Annotated in this window: 27 protein-coding genes; 18 read left to right on the forward strand and 9 right to left on the reverse strand. The window is 74.9% G+C overall.

Annotated features, from left to right (window positions below; genetic code table 11):
* Window positions 1–559 precede the first annotated feature (559 nt).
* On the reverse strand, window positions 560–1,147 hold the full coding sequence (locus O2W14_RS19315) for a TetR/AcrR family transcriptional regulator (protein ID WP_269177758.1): 588 nt from the start codon (window positions 1,145–1,147) through the stop codon (window positions 560–562).
* Between the two features lie 163 nt (window positions 1,148–1,310).
* Here O2W14_RS19315 and O2W14_RS19320 point away from each other — a divergent pair, with 163 nt between their 5' ends.
* Together O2W14_RS19320 and O2W14_RS19325 are read left to right on the forward strand one after the other, a co-directional pair.
* Complete coding sequence (locus O2W14_RS19320; protein ID WP_269177759.1) at window positions 1,311–2,090, forward strand: SDR family NAD(P)-dependent oxidoreductase; 780 nt, start codon at window positions 1,311–1,313, stop codon at window positions 2,088–2,090.
* Between the two features lie 142 nt (window positions 2,091–2,232).
* The gene (locus tag O2W14_RS19325) at window positions 2,233–2,658 is read left to right on the forward strand and encodes an ACT domain-containing protein (RefSeq protein ID WP_269177760.1); all 426 of its coding nucleotides are present in this window, start codon (window positions 2,233–2,235) and stop codon (window positions 2,656–2,658) included.
* 432 nt (window positions 2,659–3,090) lie between these two features.
* On the opposite strand, the gene O2W14_RS19330 is transcribed toward O2W14_RS19325, so the two are convergent.
* Window positions 3,091–4,062 (reverse strand): aldo/keto reductase, encoded by a 972-nt coding sequence (locus O2W14_RS19330; protein ID WP_269177761.1) that lies wholly within the window; start codon window positions 4,060–4,062, stop codon window positions 3,091–3,093.
* Window positions 4,063–4,249: 187 nt separating this feature from the next.
* Between O2W14_RS19330 and O2W14_RS19335 the strand changes: the two genes are divergently transcribed.
* On the forward strand, window positions 4,250–4,867 hold the full coding sequence (locus O2W14_RS19335) for a MarR family transcriptional regulator (protein ID WP_269177762.1): 618 nt from the start codon (window positions 4,250–4,252) through the stop codon (window positions 4,865–4,867).
* A gap of 199 nt (window positions 4,868–5,066) precedes the next feature.
* Window positions 5,067–5,714, forward strand: coding sequence for an SMI1/KNR4 family protein (locus tag O2W14_RS19340; RefSeq protein WP_269177763.1), 648 nt, complete (start codon window positions 5,067–5,069; stop codon window positions 5,712–5,714).
* Window positions 5,715–7,248: 1,534 nt separating this feature from the next.
* Here the strand turns inward: O2W14_RS19340 and O2W14_RS19345 are convergent.
* Window positions 7,249–7,713, reverse strand: coding sequence for a GNAT family N-acetyltransferase (locus tag O2W14_RS19345; protein ID WP_269177764.1), 465 nt, complete (start codon window positions 7,711–7,713; stop codon window positions 7,249–7,251).
* A gap of 101 nt (window positions 7,714–7,814) precedes the next feature.
* On the opposite strand from O2W14_RS19345, the gene O2W14_RS19350 reads away from it, so the two are divergent.
* From O2W14_RS19350 to O2W14_RS19370, 5 genes are all read left to right on the forward strand, one after another.
* Window positions 7,815–9,521: a sensor histidine kinase gene (locus tag O2W14_RS19350; RefSeq protein WP_269177765.1), complete on the forward strand. Its 1,707-nt coding sequence runs from the start codon at window positions 7,815–7,817 to the stop codon at window positions 9,519–9,521.
* On the forward strand, window positions 9,518–10,222 hold the full coding sequence (locus tag O2W14_RS19355) for a response regulator (RefSeq protein ID WP_269177766.1): 705 nt from the start codon (window positions 9,518–9,520) through the stop codon (window positions 10,220–10,222). Before O2W14_RS19350 ends, O2W14_RS19355 begins: the two co-directional genes overlap by 4 nt.
* Window positions 10,223–10,438: 216 nt before the next feature.
* Window positions 10,439–11,209 carry an ABC transporter ATP-binding protein gene (locus O2W14_RS19360; protein WP_269177767.1) on the forward strand — a complete coding sequence of 257 codons (771 nt, stop codon included), beginning with the start codon at window positions 10,439–10,441 and terminating at the stop codon, window positions 11,207–11,209.
* 5 nt (window positions 11,210–11,214) lie between these two features.
* Window positions 11,215–13,677, forward strand: coding sequence for an ABC transporter permease (locus O2W14_RS19365; protein ID WP_269177768.1), 2,463 nt, complete (start codon window positions 11,215–11,217; stop codon window positions 13,675–13,677).
* Between the two features lie 148 nt (window positions 13,678–13,825).
* On the forward strand, window positions 13,826–15,040 hold the full coding sequence (locus tag O2W14_RS19370; protein ID WP_269177769.1) for an MBL fold metallo-hydrolase: 1,215 nt from the start codon (window positions 13,826–13,828) through the stop codon (window positions 15,038–15,040).
* Here O2W14_RS19370 and O2W14_RS19375 read toward each other — a convergent pair.
* Window positions 15,021–15,692: a haloacid dehalogenase gene (locus O2W14_RS19375; protein ID WP_269177770.1), complete on the reverse strand. Its 672-nt coding sequence runs from the start codon at window positions 15,690–15,692 to the stop codon at window positions 15,021–15,023. The two genes, O2W14_RS19370 and O2W14_RS19375, sit on opposite strands and share 20 nt — an antisense overlap.
* A 111-nt stretch (window positions 15,693–15,803) precedes the next feature.
* Here O2W14_RS19375 and O2W14_RS19380 point away from each other — a divergent pair, with 111 nt between their 5' ends.
* On the forward strand, window positions 15,804–17,045 hold the full coding sequence (locus tag O2W14_RS19380; RefSeq protein ID WP_269177771.1) for a hypothetical protein: 1,242 nt from the start codon (window positions 15,804–15,806) through the stop codon (window positions 17,043–17,045).
* A 42-nt stretch (window positions 17,046–17,087) separates the two neighbouring features.
* Here O2W14_RS19380 and O2W14_RS19385 read toward each other — a convergent pair whose 3' ends face one another.
* The gene (locus tag O2W14_RS19385; RefSeq protein WP_269177772.1) at window positions 17,088–17,957 is read right to left on the reverse strand and encodes an Fpg/Nei family DNA glycosylase; all 870 of its coding nucleotides are present in this window, start codon (window positions 17,955–17,957) and stop codon (window positions 17,088–17,090) included.
* Window positions 17,958–18,079: 122 nt separating this feature from the next.
* Here O2W14_RS19385 and O2W14_RS19390 point away from each other — a divergent pair, with 122 nt between their 5' ends.
* Both O2W14_RS19390 and yidC read left to right on the forward strand, forming a co-directional pair.
* Window positions 18,080–18,364: a DUF6412 domain-containing protein gene (locus O2W14_RS19390; protein ID WP_269177773.1), complete on the forward strand. Its 285-nt coding sequence runs from the start codon at window positions 18,080–18,082 to the stop codon at window positions 18,362–18,364.
* 138 nt (window positions 18,365–18,502) lie between these two features.
* Entirely contained in the window at window positions 18,503–19,273 is a 771-nt protein-coding gene (gene yidC, locus O2W14_RS19395) for a membrane protein insertase YidC (RefSeq protein WP_269177774.1), read from the forward strand.
* A 9-nt stretch (window positions 19,274–19,282) separates the two neighbouring features.
* Here the strand turns inward: yidC and O2W14_RS19400 are convergent, their stop codons facing one another.
* Together O2W14_RS19400 and O2W14_RS19405 are read right to left on the reverse strand one after the other, a co-directional pair.
* The gene (locus O2W14_RS19400) at window positions 19,283–19,762 is read right to left on the reverse strand and encodes a DUF309 domain-containing protein (protein ID WP_269177775.1); all 480 of its coding nucleotides are present in this window, start codon (window positions 19,760–19,762) and stop codon (window positions 19,283–19,285) included.
* A gap of 1 nt (window position 19,763) precedes the next feature.
* Complete coding sequence (locus O2W14_RS19405; protein ID WP_269177776.1) at window positions 19,764–20,723, reverse strand: anti-sigma factor RsbA family regulatory protein; 960 nt, start codon at window positions 20,721–20,723, stop codon at window positions 19,764–19,766.
* 139 nt (window positions 20,724–20,862) lie between these two features.
* On the opposite strand from O2W14_RS19405, the gene egtE reads away from it, so the two are divergent.
* From egtE to O2W14_RS19430, 5 genes are all read left to right on the forward strand, one after another.
* Window positions 20,863–22,005 (forward strand): ergothioneine biosynthesis PLP-dependent enzyme EgtE, encoded by a 1,143-nt coding sequence (gene egtE, locus O2W14_RS19410; protein WP_269177777.1) that lies wholly within the window; start codon window positions 20,863–20,865, stop codon window positions 22,003–22,005.
* Window positions 22,006–22,094: 89 nt separating this feature from the next.
* Complete coding sequence (locus O2W14_RS19415; protein WP_269177778.1) at window positions 22,095–22,916, forward strand: DUF4397 domain-containing protein; 822 nt, start codon at window positions 22,095–22,097, stop codon at window positions 22,914–22,916.
* A gap of 24 nt (window positions 22,917–22,940) precedes the next feature.
* Window positions 22,941–23,609: a class F sortase gene (locus tag O2W14_RS19420; protein WP_269177779.1), complete on the forward strand. Its 669-nt coding sequence runs from the start codon at window positions 22,941–22,943 to the stop codon at window positions 23,607–23,609.
* A complete protein-coding gene (locus tag O2W14_RS19425; protein WP_269177780.1) occupies window positions 23,606–24,241 on the forward strand; it encodes an RNA polymerase sigma factor in 636 nt (211 codons plus the stop codon). The genes O2W14_RS19420 and O2W14_RS19425 overlap by 4 nt, the downstream gene beginning before the upstream one ends.
* Window positions 24,222–24,932: an anti-sigma factor gene (locus O2W14_RS19430; RefSeq protein WP_269177781.1), complete on the forward strand. Its 711-nt coding sequence runs from the start codon at window positions 24,222–24,224 to the stop codon at window positions 24,930–24,932. Before O2W14_RS19425 ends, O2W14_RS19430 begins: the two co-directional genes overlap by 20 nt.
* Before the next feature lie 71 nt (window positions 24,933–25,003).
* Here the strand turns inward: O2W14_RS19430 and O2W14_RS19435 are convergent, their stop codons facing one another.
* Window positions 25,004–25,774, reverse strand: a complete 771-nt coding sequence (locus tag O2W14_RS19435; protein WP_269177782.1) for an SDR family oxidoreductase — start codon at window positions 25,772–25,774, stop codon at window positions 25,004–25,006.
* Window positions 25,775–25,847: 73 nt separating this feature from the next.
* Between O2W14_RS19435 and O2W14_RS19440 the strand changes: the two genes are divergently transcribed.
* Window positions 25,848–26,252, forward strand: a complete 405-nt coding sequence (locus O2W14_RS19440) for a universal stress protein (RefSeq protein WP_269177783.1) — start codon at window positions 25,848–25,850, stop codon at window positions 26,250–26,252.
* Window positions 26,253–26,255: 3 nt separating this feature from the next.
* On the opposite strand, the gene O2W14_RS19445 is transcribed toward O2W14_RS19440, so the two are convergent.
* Complete coding sequence (locus O2W14_RS19445) at window positions 26,256–26,795, reverse strand: CGNR zinc finger domain-containing protein (protein ID WP_269177784.1); 540 nt, start codon at window positions 26,793–26,795, stop codon at window positions 26,256–26,258.
* Window positions 26,796–26,801: the final 6 nt, after the last annotated feature.

Raw genomic sequence — 26,801 nt, forward strand, 5'->3', positions numbered from 1 at the left:
CGCCCCTGACCACCGGGGCCGTCGCAGCCAGCGGACGACGCCTCACCCGCGCGGCCATCGCACCGGTGTCGTCGCGTGCCGCCGTCGTCGTCGAACTCGGGCCCGGCACCGGCGCGATGACCGGGCCCGTCACCGAGCGGCTCGCCGGCGGCGGCCGGCAGCTCGCGATCGAGGTGAACACCCGACTGGCCTCGCGGCTGGCCACCCGGCACCCGGCGGTCGAGGTGGTCGAGGCAGACGCCGCCGACCTCCGGGCGGTGCTCACCGAGCGCGGCGTCACCCACGCCGACGTCGTCGTCAGCGGGCTGCCGTGGGCCGCCTTCCCGGCGCGGCAGCAGGAGCACCTGCTCGACGCCGTGGTCGACAGCCTGTCCCCCGACGGCGCGTTCACCACCTTCGCCTACGTCCACAGCCGGTGGACACCGGCCGCCCGACGGTTCCAGCGACAGCTGGAGGCGCGGTTCGAGGAGGTGCTCGTCAGCCGGACCGTGTGGCGGAACGTCCCACCGGCGCTCGTGTACTGCGCGCGCCGGCCCGTGCCGGCGGGTGGAGCGTCGACTCAGCCGGCGAGGCCGGTCGCCCACGCGCGCACGGCGCCGGCCACGACCGTGTCCTCCCCGGCGGGACCGACCACGTGCGCGAGACGGTCCTCCACCAGGAGCGCGGCGACCCCGTGGGCGATCGACCAGAGCTCCGCTGCCCGGCGGACCACCCCGGCAGGGTCGTCGCCGACGAGCTCGCGCAGCGCGTCCTGGAGTCCGGACTGCACCCGGCCTGCGCACTCGAGGAGCTCCGGGTGCCGGTCCTTGTCGATGCTCGCGGCGAACATCACCTCGAAGCGCGCGGTGTCCGCGAGTGCGAAGCCGACGTAGGCCTCGGCGATCGCGACTGCCCGCACGACCTGGTCTCCCGGGTCGGCGACCCCGTCGAGCGTCTCCTGCAGCTCGGTGAAGCCCCTCGTCGCGACGGCGGCCAGCATCGCCTCGCGGTCGTCGAAGTGCCGGTAGGGGGCGGCGATGGAGACGCCCACCCGGCGGGCCGCCTCCGAGACGCTGAATCCACGCGCCCCCTTCTCCCGCACCAGCTGTGCCGTCACCTCGAGCAGCGCACTGCGCAGGTCGCCGTGGTGGTAGGCGCTCTTCGGCACGCGCGTCACTCCGTCGGGTCGGGTGTTGAAGTCTCTTACATCGTCGCATAGCCTCCTCGATGAAAGAGCCTCTTACATCGCAGACGTCGATGTGCGTACGGTCCCCCGGCGTACGGCGACGAGACGTGAGGCCCCCCTTCCGCCCACCTCAGGGAGTCACCTCGTGCAGTACGCCCACACCACGGCAGTCGTCACCGGCGCGAGTTCGGGCATCGGCGCCGAGTTCGCCCGCACCCTGGCCCACCGGGGCGCCGACCTCGTGCTCGTCGCCCGCCGGGGCGACCTCCTGGAGACGCTGGCGGCCGAGATCCGCAGCACCAGCGGGCGAGCGGTGCACCCGATCCCGATGGACCTGACGGCCGACGGCGCGGGCCACGACCTCGCCCGCCGGGTGTCCTCGATGGGCCTGACCGTCGACACCGTGGTCAACGCGGCCGGCGCCGGCCGCACCGAGCCCTTCTCCACCTCCGACGCCGCCGCGGTCGACCAGCAGCTGGCGCTCAACGTCCGCGCCGTCGTGGACGTGTCACACGCCTTCCTGCCCCAGCTGGTGAGCTCGGGGCGGGGCGCCCTCGTCAACGTCGCCAGCCTGACCGGCTACATGCCCGTCCCGGGCATGGCCGTCTACGCCGCGTCGAAGGCCTTCGTCATCCGCTTCACCGAGGCCCTCGCCCACGAGACCCGGACGTCGGGGACCACGGTGCTCGCCGTCTCACCCGGCCCGACCCGGACCGGTTTCTACGCGGACTCCGGGACCGCCACGACCGGCGTCCGGTTCGAGACACCCGCCCAGGTCGTCGCGACCACCCTCGCCGCACTCGAGCGGCGCCGCCCGCCGGTGAGCGTCGTCTCCGGCGCCGGCAACCGACTCACCCGCCGGGTGGTCGGCCTGCTCCCCACCCGGGTCGTGCTCCAGCTGGCGGAATCGAAGCCGGCCCAGTGAGGGCCGCACACACGCCGCGCGCCTCCCGACGGGACCGGCCCAGCCGCCGTCACACCGGAGCGCGTGCGATGCTCCGACCCGACCACGCGATCACCGCGGCTTCCGACCGGGGCCTTCCGCGTGAGCTGATCAGGACCTTCTGATGACCTCCGCTCGTGTCCACCTGCGTCCGCTCGTCGGCGACCACGTCATCGCCCGACTGCCCGCCGACGCCCCGGTGCCCACCACCCTGCTGTCTGCGCCCCCGGGGAACGGCTTCGTCTCCGTCACCCGCACCCCGCAGGAGCTGTCGATCGTCTGCCCGGCCGCCGCCGCGCCGCCCGGCGCGACGATCGACGGCCCGTGGACGGCCCTCTACGTCGAGGGGCCGGTCCCGTTCGGACTCACCGGTGTCGTCACGTCGCTCGTCGCGCCGCTGTCCGCCGCCGGGTGCCCGGTCTTCGTCGTCTCGACCTTCGACGGGGACGTCGTCATGGTCCCGTCGTCACGAGGCGACCAGGCCCGTGAGCTGCTGACTGCCGCGGGCCACACGGTGACCGAGCAGTCGGCGGACACGTCCCTGAGCTGACCGATGGCCGCCCGTCTCCGCCCCCTGAGCACGCTCGGTCGCGTCGGTGTCGTGTGAGACCACGGAACAGGACATGGACGGCAGGGTCCCAGTCCGCGAAGGGGACGCGTGACCGGCTCGTTGCCTGCTGCTGCCGCGCTACCTGCAGCTTCGGACCCGGCGTTCGAGCGGTTCGCCCGCCTGGTCCGCCAGCAGCTCGGTGTACCAGTCTCGTTGGTGACGTTGGTGTCGGCCGACGAGCAGGTGCTGGCCCGCATGCTGCTCACGACACCGGACGACGACGTCGCCCTGATCGCCGTCCGGCTGCACCGCCAGGACCGGCCACGGCCGGCCGAGACCAGGCCGAACCGGATCCCGCCCAATGTCCCCCCCCGAGTGAGCGCCGCGCCAGGAGCGGCGAGCCTCACGCCGGCTCGCGTACTGGTCGTGGACCTACCGGTCGATGACGGCCATGTCGCCCTCGGCGTGGCGATCACCAGATGCGGGCGACAGGTCGTCCAGGCGGGCGACCTGTTCGGCGGTGAGCTGGAGACCGTCGGCGGCGCTGTTCTCCTCGACCCGCTCGATCCGCGTGGTGCCGGGGATGGGGGCGATGCCCTCACCCTGGGCGAGCAGCCAGGCGAGTGCGACCTGGGCCGGGGTGGCCCCGACGTCGCCGGCGATCTCCCTGACCTCGTCGACGATGCGCAGGTTCCGGGTGAGGTTGTCGCCGGTGAAGCGCGGATTGTTGCGTCGCCAGTCGTCGGCGTCCAGGCCGTCGAGGGACGTGATCTCCCCGGTCAGGAACCCGTGTCCGAGCGGGGAGTAGGGCACCAAGCCGATCCCCAGTTCGCGGAGCGTGGGCAGGACGTCGGTCTCCGGGTCCCGTGACCACAGCGAGTACTCGGTCTGGACCGCGGCGACCGGGTGGACCGCATGCGCGCGGCGGATCGTGGCCGCGGAGGCCTCCGACAGCCCGATGTGGCCGACCTTGCCCTCCGCCACCAGCTCGCCCAGTGCGCCGACCGTGTCCTCGATGGGCGTGCCGCGGTCGACGCGGTGCTGGTAGTAGAGGTCGATGTGGTCGGTGCCCAGGCGGCGCAGCGACCCCTCGACGGCCAGCCGGACGTTGACCGGGGTGCTGTCCATCCCGGGTCGCCCGGTGTGGGAGACCAGGCCGAACTTCGTGGCCAGCACGACCTCGTCCCGCCGGCCCTCGATGGCCCGGCCCACCAGCTCCTCGTTGACGTAGGGCCCGTACACCTCGGCGGTGTCCAGGAGCGTGACGCCCAGGTCGAGAGCGCGGTGGATGGTGCCGATGGACTCGGCGTCGCTGCGTCGGGCGCCGGTGTAGTACGCCGACATCCCCATGACCCCGAGGCCGATGCGTGAGACCTCCAGTCCGCCCAGCGATGTGGTCTGCATCGGACAGTCCCTCCTCGATCGGTCGCCGACCCCCGCCTGGTGCGTGGGCCGGTCGCGTGCTGCAGAGACCGACCCTGCCGAGGACCGGTGCGCCCGACCGTCGACTTGATGCGTCAAGTTCACTGCTGGTGACTGTCTACGCCTGCGAACTTGATGCGTCAACACAGATGTTGCCTAGACTCGTCGCATGCCCAGGACTCCGGTGGACGCCGACGGTCATCGCGGTCAGCGTCCCCAGGACGGGACCGCGGCAGGCCTGTCGCCGTCCGACGCGGGGGCGCCCGCCGGCACCGCGGCGCAGTCGCCGCACGAGGTGGCTGCACCACGCTGGCTCGACGCTGACGAGCTGGCGGCCTGGCTCGCCAACTCCGCGATCATGATCAGCCTGCCGGCCGCCCTGGACGCGCGGATGCAGCGCGAGAGCCAGCTGACCTTCTTCGAGTACATGGTGCTCTCGGTCCTGTCCGAGGAACCCGAGCGCACGATGCAGATGAGCGGACTGGCCGCCCGTACGTCGTCCTCGCTGTCGCGGCTGTCCCACGTCGTCGCACGACTGGAGAACCGGGGACTGCTCACCCGGTCCCGGATCCCGGGCGCCGGCCGGCGGACCAACACGACCCTGACCGAGTCCGGCTACGACGTCGTGGCGGCGGCGGCACCCGGCCACGTGGCCGCGGTCCGGGAGTACCTGATCGACCAGGTCCTCCCCGACGACCTGAGTGCACTGCGCCGGATCGGCACGGCCGTCGAGGCCGCGATCAAGCGTGGAGAGGCGTCCACAGCATCGGTCGTGCACGCCCGGTAGTGGTGCGGAGGTTGGTGCGGCGAACCGCTGACGCCCATCAGCAGACCGACCGCCAACCGTATGTACTCGGGCCCGCACCCACCGGGTGACGGGTGCGAGGATCCCGCTCCCGGCCAGCCACCTGGACTCGGGGGCAGTCAGGCGGTGGACCCTGGACCGAGTCCTGGATGTCCGTGTGGTGTCGGTCTAGGGTCCCCGGATGTCCGAACTCGACGAGCGCATCTGGCGGGCCTGGACGGCGACCGCGTGGCTCCACGAGCCTCGGCCTCCCGCGTCACCCGCCGAACTGGACTCCGTCGAGCAGTCGATCGGACGCCCCCTGCCGGACACGTTCCGAGAGCTGTACCAGCGGCACGACGGTGGTTCCTGGCTCGGGGGCAACTGCGTCCTGTACCCGTTGCAGGCCGACGGTGAGCTCAGCATCGCGCAGGCGTCTGCAACACATCGCGGGTGGGGTTGGCCGGTCCCGGACGAGCTCGTGCTGTTCGGGAACGACGGCAACGGTGACCCGGTGGGACTGTGGTCACCGGCCACCGCGACACGGCCGATCATCGTGAAGATCGGTGCGATCTTCGAGCCCGGCTGCATGGGCGTCATCGGGGAAGACCTCAACGCGTTCCTTCGGGCATGGACCGCCTACCACCTGCTCCTGCCCGACCGGGAGACGACAACCGCCGGCCTCGATGCCCTCCAACTCCCCGACCACCTGCGGTTTGACGACCCCGACGACGAGACCTTCGCTGACATCGTCGAATGGGCGAGCCCGAGGACCACGGGCTCGCCGAGTGACCCGTACGAGGCACGGCTGACCGCGGACGACGTGCGTCGCATCGCACTTGCCGGCTGACCCATCTGCCCCTTCGTGGGCCGCTGTGGGACATGCCCCAGAGGACGTCGGCGCATCGCGCAGTGACCGAGAACGTCCGTTGACGGGCCGCCCAGTACCCAACCGTTCTCGGGCCGAGTGGCGCCCACGACAACATCACGCCTCATCCGTCAGCGGAAACGGCTGACCCCTGGTCGTTTGCCTCGCTACGACGTACAAGGCGCTGATTCCAGGCGTAGACGCCAAGACTGAGCAACCCGAATCCAAGCAACACCAACCAGGCGGGTCGCGACCATGAGCGATCCAAGTAGCTCACTGTGGCCATGGCGATGACGCAGACACTCATGAGGATGCGGCCAGCGAGGGCGAGCCTCCGCGCTCGATGTAGCGGCGCCGGAAGCTCGGTCATGAGGGTGATCATGACGCCCGCAGACTCGTGCAAGTAGTCAGCGCAGCGTCGCCTGGCCCAAATGGGGCGCTTAGCACCAGCGGCTCGTTCATCGCACTGACCAGAACCGCCCATTCAAGGGCCGCTCCCGGCACCACTTGACCCGTCGCGCGTTCGTGCACGTCAGCCAATCAGTGGACCGGCCCAGAACGCATGCCTGGGATCAATGGCCCGAATCCGCCAGCGCCTGACCTCCGCGGGCCGCTCGCTTCCCAGGCCTCCGGGCAGGAGCACCTGCCCCCCGAGGTCGTCGCGATGTCCGCCGCTGGGCGAGCAGCTCGTGGCTCCGGCGCGGCAGGCTCTTCTGACTCTGCAACGACGCTCGCTCGAACCGACGACCACGGATCTTGCGGATGACGGTGAGGCGTACAGGAGGAGCGCCGTCCACCGGCTCGTTCATCACCTCGAGCGACGGGCCGTCGTCACCCGTCACGCTGGGCCGCCGGGCGGGGATGCGACCTCCGCCCCGGAACAATCAGACGCATGACCTTTGAATGAAGGACGACACCCAACGACCGCCCAGAGGACCCGCCTGCTCATTTCTGAGCGGAGCCTCGATCACCGTGATGAACTCGCGCCCAGACCAAGAGGCCAACACCGCACAGGCCTACCGTCAGCAGTCCCGCGGGCACGAAGCTCCACCCCTGGATGGATGCAATGACGCCCAGGATCACCCCCGCGAAAATGGCGACGTCGGCAACCAGGGCGAGAATGCGCGATCTGTCCATTCCTCGACCCTAGTGCCGACGGCTCGTTGGCCGCCGCCAACATCACCGAGTGCTGACTGCCTACGGACAGCTTCAGCGGCGCGCTGACGGACTTCGGCCGCCAAGGAGCCGTTGCTCTCGCCCCGCGACCGTCGATACAACATGAAGGACGTCATGCTGTGTTCAAGTGGAGCAGTTGGTCCCGGTTCTGCCATCTCGCGCCATGTGCACGGCACGCAGGCATGAATGGACCGTGACCAACAGACAAGGCATGCCTCGACGGCCGAACACCTCGGGACAACGCCATGCCGAGTCCCGATGAGCGTCCCCTCAGCCCAGACTCGTCCCACGGATGCGATCCGATCACCTGGCCGGCGACCGCCACCCCCCGATGGCCGGGTCAGCGCAGCGGCTTGGCCAGGTGGACGACGGTCAGGACGTCGTCCACCCGCTCCCGGCGCTGCTCGACGTAGCCCGCCCGGGCGTACAGCCGCAGGTTCGCCGCACTCCGGTGTCCGGTGGACAACGCCGCCGTGGCGACGTCCGGACCGGCGGCCCGCTCGACCGCGGCCAGCAGCACCCGGCCGATGCCGCGCCCCTGCTGGTCGGGGGCGACCACCAGCCGGCCGACGTGCAGGACGCCGTCGGCGACCCGGGCGCGCACCGCGCCCACCAGCCGCCCGTCGTCGCGTGCGGTCAGCGCCGGTTCGCGCTGCACGGCGGCCAGCAACTCGGGCAGCGTCTCGACCAGCGCGGGCAGCCGCGGGTCGTCGTAGAGCTGGGCCTCGGTCACGAACGCAGCGCGCTGCAGGGTGAGCAGCTCACCGACGTCGTCCGGGTGCACCGGACCGATCCCCACCGCCATGCCCGGACGCTACGGCGGGGCATGGCGTCATCCTGCGGGCGGACACGCGGTTCACCCCGCAGGACGACGACGCCGCCCCAGCCCGCTCCTACGCTCGCTGCGTGGACCTCCGGCTGCTCGAGCCCGCGACGTCGCGGCGGGGGCAGCACCCCTTCCGCGCCGACGTCGCGCTCGCCGTCGTGCTCGCGGTGGTCACCACCGGCCTGCAGGCCGCCGTCGGGCTGTACCACTCCCGCGCCGAGGTCGGTCTCCTGCTGAGCGTGGTCCTCTGTGGCGCCCTGGCCTGGCGGCGCACCCGCCCGCTGCTCACCGCGGCGATCGTCGTCCCCGCGTGCCTGCTCGAGCTCGTCCTGACCCCCTACGACTTCCTGCTGGCCAACGTCGCCGCACCGATGACGGTCTACGCGCTCGCGGCGTACGGGCCCCGGTGGTCGGTCCGCGCCGGGCTGGGGACCGGCCTCGTCGGCGCCGCGCTGGCCGCCGCCGTCTACCGAGGCAACGGTCAGGTCGACGTCTTCGCGACCGTGTTCATCGCGCTCAGCGCCGTGGTGGTCGCCGTGTGGGCACTCGGCGTCCAGCGCCGCAACCGGTCCCGGACCCCACGCGGGTGGGCCGACGACCTCCCGCAGAAGCCGGTGCTCGAGCGGATGGAGGGGTGGCTGCGGCGGCACCCCTTCGGCGTCGACTCGACCCTCGCCGGCCTCGCGGTGTTCGTGCTGGTGGTCGTGTCCTCCAACGGCTACCCCGAGGCCGAGGTCGCCGCCGTCCTGGGCCTGGTGCTGCTGGTGCCGCTGGCCTGGCGCCGGCGCCGTCCGGTCCGCGCGGCCGCCGTGGTCATAGTCGGCTGCCTGCTCGAGCTGGTGCTGCTGCCGGGCCAGTTCCTGCCGGCGAACGTCGCCGCGCCCGCGATGGTCTACGCGCTGGCCGCCTACGCACCCCGGAAGGCCGGCCGCGCCGGGCTGGTGATCGGCCTGGTGGGCGCCGTGCTGGCCTCCCTCACCTACTTCGGCGGCGCCGGGCTGTTCTCCTACGTCGCCACCGCCGGCGCCATCGGCGTCCTGGTGATCGCCGCCTGGGCGCTGGGCGACCTGCGCCGGGCCCGGTTGCAGCAGGTCGCCGGCCTGGAGGAACGCGCCCGCCTCCTGGAACTGGAACGGGAGCAGGAGATGCAGCTGGCCGCCTCGACCGAGCGCGCCCGGATCGCCCGGGAGATGCACGACGTCGTCGCCCACTCCCTGTCGGTCGTCATCGCCCAGGCCGACGGCGGCCGCTACGCCGGGCAGGTCGACCCGGCGGCGGCCACCTCGGCGCTGGAGCAGATCTCCTCGACCGGCCGGCAGGCCCTCGCCGAGATGCGCAAGCTGCTCGGCGTGCTGCGGGAGGGCGACGGGCAGGAGTTCGCCCCGCAGCCCGACGTCGCCGCGATCGACCAGCTGGTCGCCGACGTCCGGGCCAGCGGCCTGGACGTCGAGCTCGTCGTGGCCGGCACGCCGCAGCCGATGCCCGCCGGCCCGCAGCTGGCCGCCTACCGGATCGTGCAGGAGTCGCTGACCAACGTGCTCAAGCACGCCGGCCCGGCGGGCCGTGCCTGGGTGCGCCTGCACTGGCGCACCGACGCCCTCGAGCTGCACGTGGAGGACGACGGCCGGGGCGCCGCCGCCGCGATCATGGAAGGCGACGGCCAGGGGCAGGGTCTGCTCGGCATGCGCGAGCGGGCGCAGCTGCACGGTGGCCGGCTGACCGCCGCGCCGCGGGCCGGCGGCGGGTTCGGCGTGCACGCCGTCCTGCCCTACCGTTCGTCCCGATGACAGACAGCCCGATCCGCGTCGTCCTCGTCGACGACCAGCAGCTGGTCCGCGCCGGCTTCCGCATGGTGATCGACTCCCAGCCCGACCTCACCGTCGTCGGCGAGGCAGGGGACGGCGCCGCGGCGGTCGACCTGCTGCGCCGGACGGCGGCCGACGTCGTGCTGATGGACGTGCGGATGCCCGGGATGGACGGCATCGCCGCGACCGAGCAGGTCACCGCGCTGCCCGAGCCGCCGCGGGTCGTGGTGCTGACCACCTTCGACCTCGACGAGTACGTGGTGGCCGCGATCGGCGCCGGGGCCAGCGGCTTCCTGCTCAAGGACGCCCCGCCGGAGGAGATGCTCGCCGCGGTGCGCACGGTGCACTCCGGTGACTCGGTGATCGCGGCCAGCTCCACCCGGCGGCTGCTCCAGCACGTCGCGCCGATCCTGCGCGAGGCGAACGGGACGTCGGCGTCGGCGCCGGCCGACCCCTCGGCGCTGGTCGAGCTGACGCCGCGGGAGAAGGAGGTGCTGGTGCAGATGGCCTACGGCTCCTCCAACACCGAGATCGCCTCGCAGCTGTTCGTCAGCGAGGCCACGGTGAAGACCCACGTCGGCCGGGTCCTGGCCAAGACCGGCTCGCGGGACCGGGTGCAGGCCGTCGTCCTGGCCTACCGCACCGGCCTGGTCGCCCCCGCCGACCTGCTCCGCAACGCCTGAGGGTCGACCCGGTCCGGGCAGGGCGGAGCCGCGTGCGCACGCGGATCCACCCTGCCGCCCGCGGGTCGACCCGGGCGGGGTCAGCCCCAGGGATGACGTGAGGTCATCCCCCGGCCCCAGGTGGGAGGAGGCCAAGACCCACCTGTGCGGCGACGCGGGAGGAGGCCCCCGGGCGAGAACGTGGTCACGACCTGATCACCGCCTCTGGAGGCCGAAGTGTCCGTCCCCGTCATGACCGTCCCGGGTGAGTCCCCGGCGTCGCTGTCCACCGCCGTCCGCGCCACCGACCTGCGCAAGACCTACGGCTCGGGTGAGACCGCCGTGCACGCCCTGGCCGGTGTCGACGTGGCGTTCGAGCGCGGCGCCTTCACCGCCATCATGGGCCCCTCGGGCTCGGGCAAGTCCACCCTGATGCACTGCCTGGCCGGCCTGGACGCCGCCACCTCCGGGCAGGTGTGGCTGGGCGACACCGAGCTGACCAGCCTGCGCGACGAGCAGCTGACCAAGCTGCGCCGCGAGCGGATCGGCTTCGTCTTCCAGTCCTTCAACCTGCTGCCCGTGCTCAACGCGCAGGAGAACATGCTGCTGCCGATGCAGCTGGCCGGGCAGCGCCCCGACCGCGCCTGGATGGACTCCGTCATCGCCCGCCTCGGCCTGCGCGAGCGCCTGCAGCACCGCCCCTACGAGCTCTCCGGCGGGCAGCAGCAGCGCGTCGCCGTCGCCCGGGCGCTGCTCCCCCGCCCCGACGTCGTGTTCGCCGACGAGCCCACCGGCAACCTCGACTCCTCCGCGGGTGCCGAGGTGCTGGGGCTGCTGCGCTCCAGCGTCCGGGAGACCGGCCAGACCGTCGTCATGGTCACCCACGACCCGGTCGCCGCCGCCTACGCCGACCGCGTCGTCCTGCTGGCCGACGGCCACCTCGCCGGCGAGGTCCACCAGCCCACCACCGACTCGATCATCAACGCGCTCCGCGGCCTGGGGGCCTGACCCTGATGCGCGCCGTCACCCTCGCCAGCATCCGGGCGCACCTGCCCCGGCTGGTCGCCTCCACCCTGGCCATCGTCATCGCCGTCGGCTTCGTCGTCGCCACCCTCGTGCTCAACGAGACGATGAAGCACACCGTCGCCGAGGCCGCCGGCGCCCGCTACGTCGGCGCCGACGCCGTCGTCACCGCCGAGGACGGCTCCGACCTGACCGACCAGGTCGCCCCCCTCTCCGCGGTGCCGGGCGTCCGGTCCGTCGACCCGGGCTACGAGACCTCGGTCTCCGGCCTCGTCCCCGGGCGCACCGGGACCCAGTACCTGGCCGTGGAGTCCGTCGCCGCCGACCCGCAGCTGCGCTGGCAGCACCTCACCGCCGGCGCACTGCCCACCGGGCCGGGTGAGGTCGCGGTCAGCGAGCGCGCCGGTGCCGCCCTCGGCGACGTCCTGACGCTCACCTACTACGGCCCCGAGGAGGAGGGGACCTCGTCCGCCGAGGTCACCGTGGTCGGCATCGTCGACCTGCGCGGCGACCCCACCGCCGACCTCTACGGCCGGCTCTACGCCACCGGCGACCAGGTCCTGGCCTGGGGCGCGGCGCAGCCGGTGGAGCTGCGGATCTCCGGCACCGACGGCGCCGACCCGGCCACCGTGGCCGGCGCGGTGTCCACCGCCCTGGCCGGGACGGCGTTCGTCGTGCGCACCGGCGCCGAGCAGGCCGCGGAGTCGGTCGCGTCCCTGACCGGCGACGCCGACTTCCTGACCACCGGGCTGCTGCTGTTCGCCGGCATCGCCGTGCTCGTCGCCGGGCTGGTCATCGCCAACACCTTCGCCGTCCTGCTGGCCCAGCGCACCCGCGACCTGGCCCTGCTGCGCTGCGTCGGGGCGACCGCCCAGCAGGTGCGCCGCAGCGTGCTCGGCGAGGCCCTGCTCACCGGCCTGGCCGCCTCGGTGATCGGCGTCCTGGCCGGCATCGGGCTCGCCGCCGCCGTCTCGGCCGTCGTCGGCACCAACTCGCCGATCCCGCTGTCCGGGGTGTCCGTGCCGCTCTACGTCGTCCTGGTCGGCCTCGTCGTCGGCACGCTGACCACGCTGGTCGCCGCGCTGGCCCCGGCCCGCGCCGCCACCCGGGTCGCGCCGCTGGCCGCCCTGCGGCCGACCGACCCGGTCGCCCTCCGCTCCCGTGGTGGCGTCGTGCGGCTGGTCCTCGGCCTGCTGCTCGCCCTCCCCGGCATCGGCCTGATGGCCCTCGGCGTGGTCACCCAGGAGGTCTTCGTCGCCTTCGCCGGCGTCGTCCTCAGCTCCCTCGGCGGTCTGCTCCTCGCCCAGCGGGCGGTCCCGCCGGTCGTCGCCGCTGCCGGCCGGCTCCTCGGCCGGGTCGGCGGGCTCCCGGCCCGCCTGGCCGCCGGCAACGCCACCCGCAACCCCCGCCGGACGGCGGCCACCGCGACCGCGCTGCTCATCGGCGTCACCCTGACCACCGCCATGGTCGTGGGCGCCAGCTCCACCCGGGCCACCGCCCAGGCCGGCCTGGTCGCCGCCTACCCGACCGACGTCATCGTCGAGGGCAACGGCGAGACGATCCCGGCCGCGGTGCTCGACCAGCTGACCGCCGTGGACGGCGTCGTCGCCGGGACCGCGCTCACCAGCGGCCAGCTCGTCGGCCCGGACCAGGTCGAGGTCACCGTCAAGGGCGTGGACGTCGCGCAGGCGCTGCCGGTGCTGCGCTCGACGACCCAGCTGAAGCTGCCCGAGCCGGGCACCGTCGTCCTGCCCGGTTGGGCGGAGGAGACGTGGGGCGTGTCGGCCGGCCAGGAGGTCACCTTCACCGGGGCCGGCGGTCCGCGCACGTTCACCGCGGTCGCCGGCGACACCAGCGACCCGCTGGTGCCCGCCGCCGACCTCGCCGCGCTCGCCCCCGACGCCACCCCCGGGACGCTGTGGCTCCGCCTGGGTGACGACGTCGAGCAGAACGACGTCGTCGACGAGGTCACCGACATCGCCGGCACCGCGGTCCCGAACTCCTGGGTCAGCGGCATGGCCACCGAGCGGGCCGCGATCGACCAGGTCGTCGACGTGCTCCTGCTCATCGTGACCGGGCTGCTCGGGGTGGCCGTGCTCATCGCGCTGATCGGCGTCGGCAACACCCTCGCCCTCTCGGTCGTCGAGCGGCGCCAGGAGAGCGGGCTGCTGCGGGCGCTGGGGCTGACCCGCGGCCAGCTGCGCGGGCTGCTGGCCTGGGAGGCCGTCCTGGTCGCCGGGGTCGCCGCGGTGCTCGGGGTGCTGGTCGGCGGCACGTACGGCCTGGTCGGGGTCGCCTCGGCGCTGGGCGAGGTCGGCGAGCTGACGATCAGCGTCCCGTGGCTGCAGGTGGCAGCGATCGTCGTGGTCGCCACGGTGGCCGGGCTGCTCGCCTCGGTGCTGCCGGCCCGCCGCGCGGCGATGACCCCGCCGGTGGCCGCCATCGCCGGCTGAAGAGGGACCCCTCTGCCCCACCCTGCAGAGGGGCCGAGCCGGACGTCCGTGCCCTGCCGCCGCACCGGTGGCAGGGCACGGGCGCGTCTGGCCCCTGCCGGTGCCGGGGCACTCGCCCTGGCACAGCCGTTCGGGGGATGCTGGTGCCGTGCCGTTCCCCCGTCGCACCGTCACCGTCACCGCCGCCGCCGCCCTGCTCGGTGGGGCCAGCTGGGTCGCCCGCGCCGCCTGGGGCATCCCCGCAGCGCTGGGCGCCAGCCAGCGCCAGCTGCGCCCGACCGTCGCCGGCTCCCCGCAGTTCCGCGAGGGCAAGTTCCACAACTCACTGCCCACCGCCACGATGTCCCCCGCCAACGCCCGCGACGGGCTGCTGCGGCAGTGGCACGAGGAGCGGCACAAGGGCCTGCCCGGCGGCCCCATCCCGCTGGTCACCGCCGACCTCCCGGCCGAGGCCGGCGAGCTGGCCGTCACCTGGTTCGGCCACTCCAGCGCCCTGCTGGAGGTCGACGGCCGCCGGGTGCTCCTGGACCCGGTGTGGGGCGAGCGCGTCTCCCCCTCCCCGACCATCGGACCGACCCGGCTGCACGAGCCGCCGGTGCCGCTGGAGAGCCTGCCCCCGGTCGACGCCGTGCTGATCAGCCACGACCACTACGACCACCTCGACCTGCCCACCGTGCGCGGCCTGATCCGCACCCAGACGGCGCCGTTCGTCGTCCCGCTGGGCATCGGTGCGCACCTGCGCGGCTGGGGCGTGCCCGAGGACCGGATCGTCGAGCTCGACTGGGACGGCGCCACGACCGTCGCCGGGCTGACCCTGACCTGCACCGAGGCCCGGCACTTCTCCGGCCGGTTCCTCGCCCGCGACACGACGCTGTGGTCGTCCTGGGTCGTCGCCGGCCCGCGGCACCGGGTGTTCTTCGGCGGCGACACCGGCTACACCCCGGCCTTCGCCGGCATCGGCGCGCGGCTGGGCCCCTTCGACCTGGCCCTGCAGCCGATCGGGGCCTACAACCACAACTGGCACGCCATCCACATGGACCCCGAGGAGGCGGTGCGCGCGCACGGCGACCTCGGCGGCAAGGTGCTCATGCCGATCCACTGGGCGACGTTCAACCTCGCGTTCCACCGCTGGGCGGAGCCGGTGCAGCGGCTGCTGGTGGCCGCCGCGGCCCACGACGTGCAGGTCGTCGTCCCCCGGCCCGGCGAGCGCGTCGACCTGCTCGACCCGCCCGCCCTGCAGGACTGGTGGACCGAGGTCGGCTCGGCCGAGGACGCCGCGGGCGGTGACCTCACGCCCGAGGCCGGCCTGGTCACGGCCGTGGCCAGCCGGGCCCGCCGCGGGATCACGTCCCGGCGCCGCTGACCTCCCGCAGCAGGGCCGGGAGCGCGCCGAGGTCGTCGACCTCGTGCTCCGGGCGTGGTCCGTCCGGGTCGAGCGCGTGGCCCGGACGGACCACCCGGACGACGGCGAGCCCGGCCTCCAGCGCGCCGCGGGTGTCCCGCGCGGAGGCCGGCACGTGCAGCCCGACCCCGGCGGCGACCGCGCGGCGGTAGAGCTCGGGGTGCGGCTTGTAGGCGTGCAGGCGCTCGCTGGTGAGCACCGCTCCCGGCTCGACCAGCGGCGCCACCCGGGTGCGGGCGAACAGGTCGTCGTCCACGTTGGACAGCACGCCCACCCGGTGGGTGCGGGCGACCTCGACCAGCGCCGCCTGGACGTCGGGCCACAGCGGCCAGTCCGGCAGCGTCGCCAGCAGGGCGGCGGTGTCGGCGACCGGGTCGGCGTCCAGCCCGCGGGCGGCGCAGGTGGCGGCCAGGGCGCGCCGGCAGTGCTCGGCGAAGGGCACCCAGGCCGGCTCGTCCCGCTGGGACGCCTTGTTGCGGGCGTCCCAGTCGTCGTACAGCTCGGTGCCCGAGACGGGCCAGCCGCGCCCGGCGGCGAGCTCGGCCAGCGCGGCCGAGCCGCCGGCCCGCGCGTCGACCAGGGCGCTGAACAGGTCGAACGTCACCAGAGCCACAGCCCCATCGTCACCCACGCGGTGATCATCAGCACCCCGCGGCGGTTGGCCGGTCGCACAGCGGGCACCCATGTCGCCGACGATCCAGCACGGGTCACCAGGAGGCACGCCATGGCAGCGCAGAGCGACCGCTCGTCCGACCCCACCCCCACGGAGTCCCACGGCAGCACGGCGGCCGGAGCGCACACCGTCCCCGCCGGCGGCTCGGCGGGCGCCTCCGACATGACCAACCGGATCGTGGCCCCCGACCGGGACGCCACCAACGCGATCCCGCTCGACCGCGACACGACCCACGCGAGCTCGACCGACCGCGACCCGACCAACGCCATCCCGCTCGACCGGGACTCGACCGCCGCGATCCCGCTCGACCGGGACGGGACCCACGCGAGCTCGCCCGACCGGGACTCGACCGCCGCGATCCCGGTCGACCGGGACGCGACCAACGCGATCCAGCCCCAGCGGGACTCGACGGCCGCCCTGCCCGTCGACCGCAGCGGGCACGCCGGCGCCGGGAGCCCGGCCGAGCGCACGAACGCGATCCCGGCCGCCGACCGCGGCGCCGAGGCCACCCGGGCGATGCCGGACCGGCCGGCCGCCGGGCTTTCCGCCGACCCGACCGTGCCGCACGGCACGACCGACCCGACGCCCACGGCCGGGCACTCCACGCTCCCCGCGATGGCCGTGCCGGCGGCCGCCGTGCCCGCGGCGGCAGCAGTCGGCACCCCCGGCGGCACGGACACCGCCCGGCATCCCCACCCCGAGCCGGACGACGTCCCCGTCGCACCGACCCCTCCGCCCTCCCGCCAGCAGGTGGTGGCCGCGCAGAAGGAGCGCTTCGGCGGCCTCTCCTGGGGCGCGGCGTTCTTCGGCTGGCTGTCGGCCAACGGCATGGCCGTGCTGCTCATCGCGCTGCTGTCGGCCGCCGGGCTGGCCTTCGGCCTGTCCGACACCGTCGCCTCGCTCGACCAGGCCGCCGACTCCGCCACCTCGGGCATCGGCCTGGGCGCGGGCATCGCGCTGCTGGTGGCGCTGTTCCTCGCCTACCTCGCCGGCGGCTACGTGGCCGGGCGGATGGCCCGCTTCAACGGGGCCCGGCAGGGCGTGGCCGTGTGGGTGATCGGCCTGGTGGTCGTCGTCCTGCTGGCGCTGGCCGGCCTGCTCTTCGGCGCGCAGTACAACGTGCTCGCCCAGCTGGACCTGCCGCGCATCCCGATCGACGAGGGCACCGCCACCACCGCCGGGGCCATCGCCCTGGTCGCCGTCCTGGTGGCGACGCTGCTCGGCGCCGTCCTCGGTGGCCTGCTCGGCACCCGGTACCACCGCAAGGTCGACCGCGTCGGCTACGACTCCTGAGCGGAGTGGATCCGTGCCGGTGACCGGCACGGATCCACTCCACTAGCGCAGGAGCTTGGACATCCGGCGGTCGGCGAGCGGCTTGCCGCCGGTCTGGCAGGTCGGGCAGTACTGCAGCGACGTGTCGGCGAAGGACACCTCCCGCACGGTGTCCCCGCACACCGGGCAGGGCAGGCCGGTGCGGGCGTGCACCTGCAGCCCGGCCCGCTTCTCGCCCTTGAGCGTGGCCGCCCGCTGACCGAGCTGGCGCTCCAGCGCGCCGGTCAGCGTCTCGCGCACCGCGGCGTGCAGCCGGAGCAGCTCGTCGTCGGTGAGCTTGTCGGCGGACTTGAACGGCGACAGCCGGGCGGCGTGCAGGATCTCGTCGGAGTAGGCGTTGCCGATGCCGGCGAGCACGGTCTGGTCGGTGAGCGTGCCCTTGAGCTGGGTGTGCCGGCCGGTCAGCAGCGCGCCGAAGGCCTCGGCGTCCAGCTCGAGGGCGTCCGGGCCGAGCCGGGCGATGCCGGGCACCTCCGACGGTGACCGGACGACGTACACCGCCAGCCCCTTGCGGGTGCCCTGCTCGGTCAGGTCGAAGCCGGAGGGCAGCTCGCCCTCGGCCGGCTCGAGGTGGACCCGCAGCGCGAGTGGTCCCTTGCCCGGCTTGGGCGGGGTGGTGGGCAGGTTCTCCCGCCAGTGCAGCCAGCCCGCGCGGGCCAGGTGCACGACCAGGTGGACGCCGGAGACGTCGAGGTCGAGGAACTTGCCGTGCCGCGAGGCACCGGTCAGCTCCAGGCCGGCCAGCGCCGTCAGCGGCGGGTCGAAGGTCTTGATCGCCTGGACGGCGGCCAGGTCCACGCGTGTGACGATCCGGCCGACGGCGTGCTCCCGCAGGAACTCCGCCAGCGCCTCCACCTCGGGCAACTCGGGCATCCGCCCATGATCCACGCGGGACCGCCCGGTCGGCCCGTCCACGTCCCCCGTCCGGGGGAGCTTGCGGCCCGGTGCCGGCCGGGTGAGACTCGCACCGACGACCGGGAGGAGGAGCTGACCAGGTGCCGCACGCCCTCGCGCTCCTCCTCGGCCTGAGCACCCTGCTCCTGCTCGTCTCCGACGCCGGCGCCCTCCCCGCCGCGGCAGCCGTCACCAGCACCCTCGCCCTGGGCCTGCTCGCGACGGTGCTGGCCCGCGCCATCCCGGTCGTCCCGCGGGTGCTCGCGGACGGCCCCTCGACCAGCCCGCTGGCCCGCGAGGAACGCTGCCGCCGGGGCGTGTTCCGCCGCCAGGTGAGCCCGAACGCGCCCGGCCGCATCCGGCCGCGCGCGCCCCAGGCCGGCTGACCCGCCTCCTGCACGTCCCGCCCCGGCCGTCGCCGTGGGCCGTCCCGCCCGCTCCGCTGCCGCGGCGCGGCGGTCGCCCGTCCGCCTGCGCTGCTGCGCGCGGACCCCCTGCTGCTCCTGCTGACCTGTGAGGTCGTCGTGCTCGATCCGCTCTACACCGCTGTCGCCTGGGTGCTCGCCCGGTGGCACGACCTGCTCGCCACCGTCCTCGACCCCGCCGGTGGCCTGACCTGGGCGATGGCGATCGTCCTGCTGGTGCTCACCGTCCGGGGGCTGCTGCTCCCGGTGTTCCTGCGCCAGCAGTCGTCCCAGCGCGCTGCGCACGCCCTGCAGCCCGAGGTCGAGGAGCTGCGCCGCCGGCACGGCAGCGACCGCGCCGGCTTCGCCCTGGCCGTCCGCGAGCTCCAGCGCGAGCGCGGCGTCAGCCCGCTGGCCGGCTGCCTGCCCGGGCTCCTGCAGCTCCCGGTGTTCCTCGCGCTCTTCCACGTGCTCCGCCGGATCGCACCCGGACGGCCGGGCCGCTACGGCTGGAGCGACGCGCTCACCGACCAGGCCGCGCGGGCCGAGCTCCTCGGGGCACCGATCTCGGCCTCCTGGACCGGACACGGACCGGCCGGGGAGGCCGCCCGCCAGCTCGCCGCCCTGGGCGACGTCCGGCTGGTGAGCACCGTGCTGGTCCTGGCCCTGTGCGGGGTCACGTACCTGGCCCAGCGCGCGACCGTGCGGCGGAGCGGCCCGGCGACGGGGCAGGCCGCCACGGTGCAGAGGGTGCTGCTGTACGGGGCGCCCGCCGCGTTCCTCGTCACCGGGTTCGTGCTGCCGATCGGCGTCCTCCTCTACTGGACGACCAACGGCCTCGTCACCTGGGCGCAGCACCGGTTCGGGCCACCCGCGCCGGGCGCCGGCTGACCCGCCGGGTCAGCCGGCCCGCAGCTGCGGCGGGGTGAGGTCCATCGGGGTGTCACCGACGGCGGCCGCGCCCAGCCGGGCGGCCCAGCGCACCAGCCCGGTGTCGTCGACGCCGTGCCGGGCCGCGGCCCCGCCCGCGGTGCCCAGCGACCGGGCACCGCGGGCGAGCAGCGTGCCGGCACCGGCCCGGTTGCCGCGGGCGGCGTGGGTCAGGCCGACGGCGAGCTGGGCCAGGCCGCGCCACAGGTCGCGCTCGTCGTCCGGCCCGGTCTTCCAGGCGTCCTCGAGGACCTCGTGGGCGTGGAAGGGGCGGCCGGCGTCGAGCAGCTCCTGCGCTTCGCGGAGGCTGTCCGCCGGCGCGCGGACGACGCCCTCCGGGGCCCGCGGCTCCCCCGGCTCGCCGTAGGGCAGCGGCCGGCCGAGGGCGTCGCGGGGCCGGGCGCTGCGGGCGCGGCCGGTCTCGTCCCGGTCCCGCGTCGGGTCGGTCACGTCAGGGGAGGTCGGTGGTGAGCCGGACCCGCACGCCGTCCTCGGCCGTCGTGATGTCCACGTGGTCGCAGAGCTGGCGGGCCAGCCACAGGCCCATGCCGCCCAGGGACAGGTCGGCGCCGTGCGCCGGGCCGTAGCCGATGAACGGGTCCTGCAGGCCGGCGCCGTGGTCGGTGATGGTGCAGACCAGCCGCTTCTCCCCGGCCCACAGCCGCAGGTCGACCGGTGGCCGGCCGTGGCGCAGCGCGTTGGTGGTCATCTCGTCGACGGCCAGCAGGAAGTCCTCCAGTGCGGGACCGGAACCGTCCGGCAGCGTGGCGTCGGCCGCCCGCTGCGTCAGGTCGCGGCGCAGGCCGCGCAGGTCACGGACCCCGTCGGCGCGCACCAGCGGCTCGGTGGACTCCAGCGGCTCGGCCGGCACCGGCAGCGCGAGCAGGTACTCCTCGGCGTCGACGTGGTCGGGGTTGGGCCGCTGCTCGCCGTCCTCCTGGAGGAACGGGTGGGTGGCGCGCGCGGCGGCCACGAGCGGCTCGGGGACCCGGCGGGTGTCGCACAGGCAGAGCACCTGCAGCGGGTCGTCGCCGAGCAGCTCGGCCTCGTGCAGCTGGTGGTCCAGGACGGCGTCGTACCGCTGCCACTCCCGCCAGGTGTCGGGGTCCGGGCCGGCGAAGGGCTCCAGCACCAGGCGCACCGCGGCGACCCCGTCGGCCCGGTGGCGCTCGCCCAGCCGGCGGACGGCGGTGATCGCGGCGGCCGGGCCGTTGCCGTACACGTCGGCCCACTCGACCCAGACGACCTCGGGCCGGTCGGCCAGCGCCTTCTGCAGCAGCTCGGCGGTCACCTCGGTGCAGGCCACGACGACGGGCTCCCCGCAGTCGAGGCCGGCGCGCACGAACGCGACCGCGCCGTCGGTCAGGGCAGCGTCGGAGGAGCCGATGAGTGCCCGGTGTGTGCCGGACACGGCTGCCCCGTCCATCTGCGCTGGTTCCCCGTCCTGATGCTGCGGAGCCGCCGTTCTGGCAGCCGTGGCCGAGGACTCCCTACCCGGTCTGCGCCCACCTAGGCGTGCGGCTCCGGTCACCTGCCCTAGCGTGCTGCCGGTGAGCCCTCTCCCCCACGACGACCTGGGCGCCCGCTGGCGCGCCGCCCGCCCCGCCGCGGCCGGCGTCCACCTGGACAGCGCCTCGTGCAGCCGGCAGAGCGACGCGGTCCTCGACGCCGTCGCCCGGCACGCCCGGCACGAGGCGGAGATCGGCGGCCACGTCGCCCAGGAGGCGGCCGACGGGCTCCTGCAGCAGGGCCGGTCGGTGCTCGCCGGCCTGCTCGGCATGGCCGCCGCCGACGTCGCGTTCACCGAGAGCGCCACCGCCTCGGTGCGCACGCTCCTGGCCGCCTGGCGGCTGTCGGCGGGCAGCCGGGTCGCCGTCCTGCCCGGGGAGTACTGGCACAACGTGGCGGCGATCGAGGCCGTCGGGTGCACACCCGTGCTCCTGCCCGCCGACGACCTGGGCCGGGCGGACGTCGAGGGGGTGGAGCGGCTGCTGCGCACCGACCCGCCGGCGCTGGTGCACCTGACGCTGGTCGCCAGCCACCGCGGCGTCGTCCAGCCCGGCCGGGAGGTCGCGGCGCTGTGCCGGGCCGCCGGCGTCCCGCTGGTGCTCGACGTCGCCCAGGCCCTGGGGCACGTCGACTGCGACCTGGGCGCGGACGCCGCCTACGGCACCTCGCGCAAGTGGCTGGCCGGGCCGCGCGGCGTGGGGTTCCTGGTGATGCGGCCCGCGGTGACCGCCCGGCTGACCCCGGTGACCGCCCCCGACCGGTACGACGACGGCGGCGCGTCGGTCGACCACGCCCGCTGGTACGAGTCGCACGAGGCGCACGTCGCCGGCCGGGTGGGGCTGACCCTGGCGATCGGCGAGCACCTGGCCGCCGGCCCCGACCGGGTGCGCGAGCGGCTGGCGGCGCTGGGCCGGGCGACCCGGGAGCGGCTGGAGGGCCGCGGTGGCTGGCGGGTGGTCGAGCCGCTCGACGAGCCGACGGCGCTCACCACCCTGGTCGCACCGGACGGCGTCGACGTCCGGGAGGTGGCCGCCCGGCTGCGCACCCGGCACAGCGTGCTCACCGCGACCCCGGGTCGGGAGCGGGCGCCGCGTGAGCTGGCCGGCCCGGTGCTGCGCGTCTCCCCACACCTGGACGCCACGCTCGACCAGCTCGACCTCCTCGCCACCGCGGTGGCGCCCTGACGGCGGCTGCATCCAGGTCCGGCACCCCGGCGGAAGAGGGGGTGGAAGGCCGCCCACCCGGGGGGCCACCGCCTCGGAAGGACACCTCCGTGAACCGCACCCGCCCGCTCGCGCTCGTCGCCGGCACCACCGGCGCGCTCGCACTCGTCCTCGCCTCCGCCACCTCCGCCTCCGCGGCGGAGACGGCCACCGTCTCGATCCTGCACGCCGTGCCGGACACCCCGGTCGACGTCTACGCCAACGGCGAGGAGCTGCTGTCGGACTTCCAGCCCGGCACGCTCACCGACCCGCTGACCCTGCCCGCCGGTGAGTACGACCTGGCCGTGTTCCCGGCCGGCGCCGACCCGGCGACCGCGGCGCCGGCGGTCAAGGCCGACGACGTCGCCGTCCCGGCCGGCGCCAACGCCACGGTGGTCGCCCACCTGTCCGCCGACGGCACGCCGACCCTGACGCCCTACGTCAACGACCTGTCCGCGGTCGGTGCCGGCGACGCGCGGCTCACCGTCCGGCACACCGCCGCCGCCCCCGCGGTGGACGTGCGCGCCGGTGGCGCGGTCGTCGTCCCGGGCCTGACGAACCCGGAGGAGGCGTCGCTGACCGTCCCGGCCGGGACCGTCTCCGCCGACGTCACCCTCGCGGGCACGTCCACCGTGGCGATCGGCCCGGCCGACCTGACCCTGTCCGAGGGCACCGCGACCGTCGTCTACGCCTGGGGCTCGGGTGACGCCGGCTACGAGCTGGCCGTGCAGACCTTCAGCGGCCTGCACTCCTCCCCCTCCGGTGTCCCCGGTGGTTCGGCCGGCCTGGCCACCGACGAGTCCGGGCTGCCCCTGCCGGTCGTCGCGCTGACCGCGCTGGGCCTGGGCGCTGCCGCGTTCGGTGCCCGTCGCGTGGTCTCCAGCCGGGTCTGACCGACCCGGACCGCGAGGACGACCGTGCGCACCCCCGTCGCCGTGCTGGCGCTGGGTCTTACCCTGGCGATCGGCACCCCGACCGCCTGGGCACTGACCCGGCCCGAGCCGGCGGCGGGGGTGCCGGTCGTCGCGGCGCTCGCCGCGCCCACCACCGCACCCGCCCCGACGGTCACCCCGCTGCCCGTGGACCGGCTGCCCGAGGTCACGGCCCGGCCGGCCGTGCCCCTGGCGGCGCCGGTCGTCGTCCCGCCCGTCCGGCTCTCCCTGCCCGCCCGCGGGATCGAGGCGCCGGTCGACCCGGTCGGCGTCGAGCCCGAGGGCGAGATGACGCTGCCCGCGGACGTCGACCGGGTCGGCTGGTACTCCTACGGCCCGGTCCCCGGCGCCGCCGAGGGCGCGGCCGTCCTCGCCGGGCACGTGGACGACGTCGAGCAGGGCCTGGGCGCCCTGGCGCCGCTGCGGGAGGCCCAGCCCGGCGACGAGGTGGTCGTCGAGGCCGCCGACGGGACCACCACCCGCTGGACGGTCACCGGCCGCGAGACGCTCGACAAGCCCGGCGTGCCGCTGGGCGAGCTGTTCGCCCGCACCGGCGCGCCGCGCCTGGTGCTGATCACCTGCGGCGGCCCTTTCGACGCCGACCTGCGCACTTACCGCGACAACGTGGTCGTCGTCGCGGAGCCGACACCGTGACCGCGCTGGAGGACCGCATCGACCTCTACGGTCAGGACGTGGAGACCGGCCGGACGTCGCTGCGGCGGGTGGTCGAGCCGGACGACGACGAGATCGCCCGGCGCTTCCGCGACGGCGACGAGCAGGCGCTGGCGCTGGCCTACGAGCGCTGGGGCGGGCAGCTGCACGGCATGGCGGTACGCGCCTTCGGCCCCGGCCCGGACGCCGAGGACGTCACCCAGCAGACCTTCATCTCCGCCTGGACCGGACGCAACGGCTACAGCGCCGGCTCCGGTCCGCTGCCCGCCTGGCTGGTGGGCATCTGCCGGCACAAGATCGCCGACGTGTGGGCCAAGCGGGACCGGCAGCGGCGGCAGTCCGAGGCGGTCGCCGCCGACGTGGCCTCCCGCCCCGGTTCCTCCGACGACGTCGACACCCGGGTGGCCGACCGTGTCCTGCTCCTCGGCGAGCTGGACCGCATCGGGCAACCACAACGGGGGATCATCGAGCTCGCGTTCTTCGAGGACCTCACGCACGCCCAGATCGCAGCGCGCACCGGCATCCCGCTGGGCACGGTCAAGAGCCACATCCGGCGCACCCTCGAGCGCCTGCGGACCCGGTTGGAGGTGGACGGTGCAGCACTGCAGCCCTGAGCAGCTCGCGCTCGCCGCGCTCCGCGAGCCGCTGCCCGCCGCCGACGCCGCGCACCTGGCCGACTGTGCCGCCTGCCGCGGCGAGGTGGCCGCCCTGCAGCGTGCGGTCGACGCCCTCGCCGTGCCGGCGCTGGCGGCACCGGCCCCCAGCGTGACCCCGCCGCCGCGGGTGTGGGACGCGATCGCCGCGGCGACCGGCGTCTCCGCCACGCCCGCGCCTGCACCCACGTCCGAGCCGGAGCCCGCGCCGGCCCCGGTCGTCGAGCTGCGCCCCCGGCGCACGCGCTGGCTGGCCGCGGCCGCCGCCGCAGCGGTCGTCGGCGGACTGGCCGGTGCCGCCGTGCTCACCCGGGACGACGCCGGCGCGGTGGTCGCCGCGACCACGCTCGACCCGCTGGACGCCGACGAGTCCTCCGGCACCGCCGAGGTGCGCGAGCGCGACGGCGTCCGCTCGCTGCAGGTCGACCTCGACGCCCCGTCGCTGGGCGAGGGGTACTACGAGGTGTGGCTGCTGCGGCCCGACGTCAGCGGGCTCGTGCCGCTGGGCGTCGTCCACCAGGGCGCCAACTCGGTGCCGCTGCCCGACGGCCTCGACCTGGGCGACTACCCGGTCGTCGACGTCTCGGTGGAGCCACTGGACGGCGACCCCGCCCACTCCGGCGTCTCGGTGGCCCGCGGCTCGCTCTCCTGACCGGATGACGTCGCTGAACTCCCGGGCGCTGGCCGGTGCCGGCGTGACGACCGGCCGGGACGGGTGGGACCTCACAGCACCGAGGACATGCCGCCGTCCACGTAGAGGACCTGGCCGTGGACGAACGCCGAGGCCGGGCTGACCAGGAACACCAGCGCGCCGACGAGGTCCTCGACCCGGCCCCAGCGCCCGGCCGGGGTGTGGGCGCGCACCCAGGCGCTGAACTGCTCGTCGGCCACCAGCGGCGCGGTCAGCTCGGTCTCGAAGTAGCCCGGGCCGATGGCGTTGACGCCGATCCCACTGCCGGCGAGGTCGGCGCACATGCCCTTGGTGAGCATCTTGATCGCGCCCTTGGTGGCGGCGTACGGGGTGATCCCGGGGCGGGTGACCTCGCTCTGCAATGAGGCGATGTTGACGATCCGGCCCCGCCCGCGCGGCACCATCCGGCGGGCGACCTCGCGGCCGACGAGGAACGCGCTGGTCAGGTTGGTGTCGAGGAGGCGGTACCAGTCCTCGTCGGTCACCTCGGTGAACGTCGCCCGTGACTGCACCCCGGTGTTGTTGACCAGCACGTCGAGCGGCCCGACCTCGTCCTCGACCCGGGCCACCCCCGCGCGCACGGCGGCGGGGTCGGTCACGTCGAACGGGACGGCGACCACCCGGCCCGGCCCCACCCCGGCCAGTTCGGCGCGGGTGCGCTCCAGCCGGTCGGCGTCCCGGCCGTTGAGGACGACGGTGCAGCCGGCCTCCAGCAGCCCGGTGGCCAGCGCGCGGCCGATCCCCCGGCTGGAGCCGGTCACCAGCGCGATCGAACCGCTGACGTCGAACATCCCCGCGGCCACCGCTGGACCCTACGATGACCCGGGTCGTCGGCCAGCGTGGGCCGGCGCTACCGAGCAGGAAGAGGTCGCCTTCGTGAGCGTGGTCGTGGGGTACGTGCCGGATGCGACGGGCCTGCTGGCCGTCACCGAGGCCGCCCGCCAGGCGCGGTGGCGCGGGACGGACGTCGTGGTGGTCAACGCCATCGACGACAGCGGCTACGTGCGGCCCACCGCCGCCGACGAGCGCGACCTCGACGCCCTCGACGCGAGGCTCGTGGCCGAGGGCGTGCCGCACCAGATCCGGCACCTGGACGTCGGCACCGCGCGGGCCGCGGAGGTCATCCTCGCGGTGGCCGCGGAGGTCTCCGCCGAGCTGATCGTCGTGGGCATCCACCGCCGCTCACCGGTCGGGAAGATGCTGCTGGGCAGCACCGCGCAGCGCGTCCTGCTCGAGTCCTCCTGCCCGGTCCTCGCCGTGCGGGCGCCCGGGACCGCCTGACCTTCAGCCGGCCGCGCGACGCGCCCGGTAGGCGGCGGCGTGCTCCCGGTTGGCGCAGGTGTTGTCGCAGAACCGGCGGCTGGCGTTCTTGGTGAGGTCGACCAGGACGTCGTTGCACCCGCTGGCCGCGCAGCGGTGCAGCCGGTCCAGGGCACCGGCGCGGACGACGTCGGCCAGGGCCATCGCGGCCTCCACGCCCATCCGGTCGGCCACCGAGGCGGTCGGCTCGGTGGCGTGCACGTGGTAGCCCCACCCGTCGTGCCGGACCAGCTGCGGGAGCGCGTGCCCGTCGCGGAGCAGGCGGTTGACCACCCCGACCACGCCGTCCTCGTCGGCGTCCCAGATGCCGGCGAGCACCGCCCGCAGCTGCTGCACCTCGGCCAGCTCGGTCGCGTCCCCGGTGCGGCTGCCGGTGAACTCCCAGGTGTCGAGGAAGGTCACGAGCGCAGCCGGGTCGGGCAAGCGCTCCTCGCCGTCCGCGGCGGTGTTCACCAGTGCGGTCGCAGCCGCCAGCGCCACCTCGGTGTCATGGGCAAAGAGCATGTGACT

The sequence above is a fragment of the Modestobacter sp. VKM Ac-2986 genome (assembly GCF_026967795.1).
Classification (GTDB): Bacteria; Actinomycetota; Actinomycetes; order Mycobacteriales; family Geodermatophilaceae; genus Modestobacter.

Coding starts and splice junctions, on each gene's coding strand:
- O2W14_RS19365 (WP_269177768.1), top strand. CDS start 11,215: ATGCGCGCCGTCACCCTCGCCAGCATCCGGGCGCACCTGCCCCGGCTG.
- O2W14_RS19340 (WP_269177763.1), top strand. CDS start 5,067: ATGTCCGAACTCGACGAGCGCATCTGGCGGGCCTGGACGGCGACCGCG.
- O2W14_RS19330 (WP_269177761.1), bottom strand. CDS start 4,062: ATGCAGACCACATCGCTGGGCGGACTGGAGGTCTCACGCATCGGCCTC.
- O2W14_RS19385 (WP_269177772.1), bottom strand. CDS start 17,957: ATGCCCGAGTTGCCCGAGGTGGAGGCGCTGGCGGAGTTCCTGCGGGAG.
- O2W14_RS19380 (WP_269177771.1), top strand. CDS start 15,804: ATGGCAGCGCAGAGCGACCGCTCGTCCGACCCCACCCCCACGGAGTCC.
- O2W14_RS19335 (WP_269177762.1), top strand. CDS start 4,250: ATGCCCAGGACTCCGGTGGACGCCGACGGTCATCGCGGTCAGCGTCCC.
- O2W14_RS19355 (WP_269177766.1), top strand. CDS start 9,518: ATGACAGACAGCCCGATCCGCGTCGTCCTCGTCGACGACCAGCAGCTG.
- O2W14_RS19325 (WP_269177760.1), top strand. CDS start 2,233: ATGACCTCCGCTCGTGTCCACCTGCGTCCGCTCGTCGGCGACCACGTC.
- O2W14_RS19345 (WP_269177764.1), bottom strand. CDS start 7,713: ATGGCGGTGGGGATCGGTCCGGTGCACCCGGACGACGTCGGTGAGCTG.
- O2W14_RS19445 (WP_269177784.1), bottom strand. CDS start 26,795: ATGCTCTTTGCCCATGACACCGAGGTGGCGCTGGCGGCTGCGACCGCA.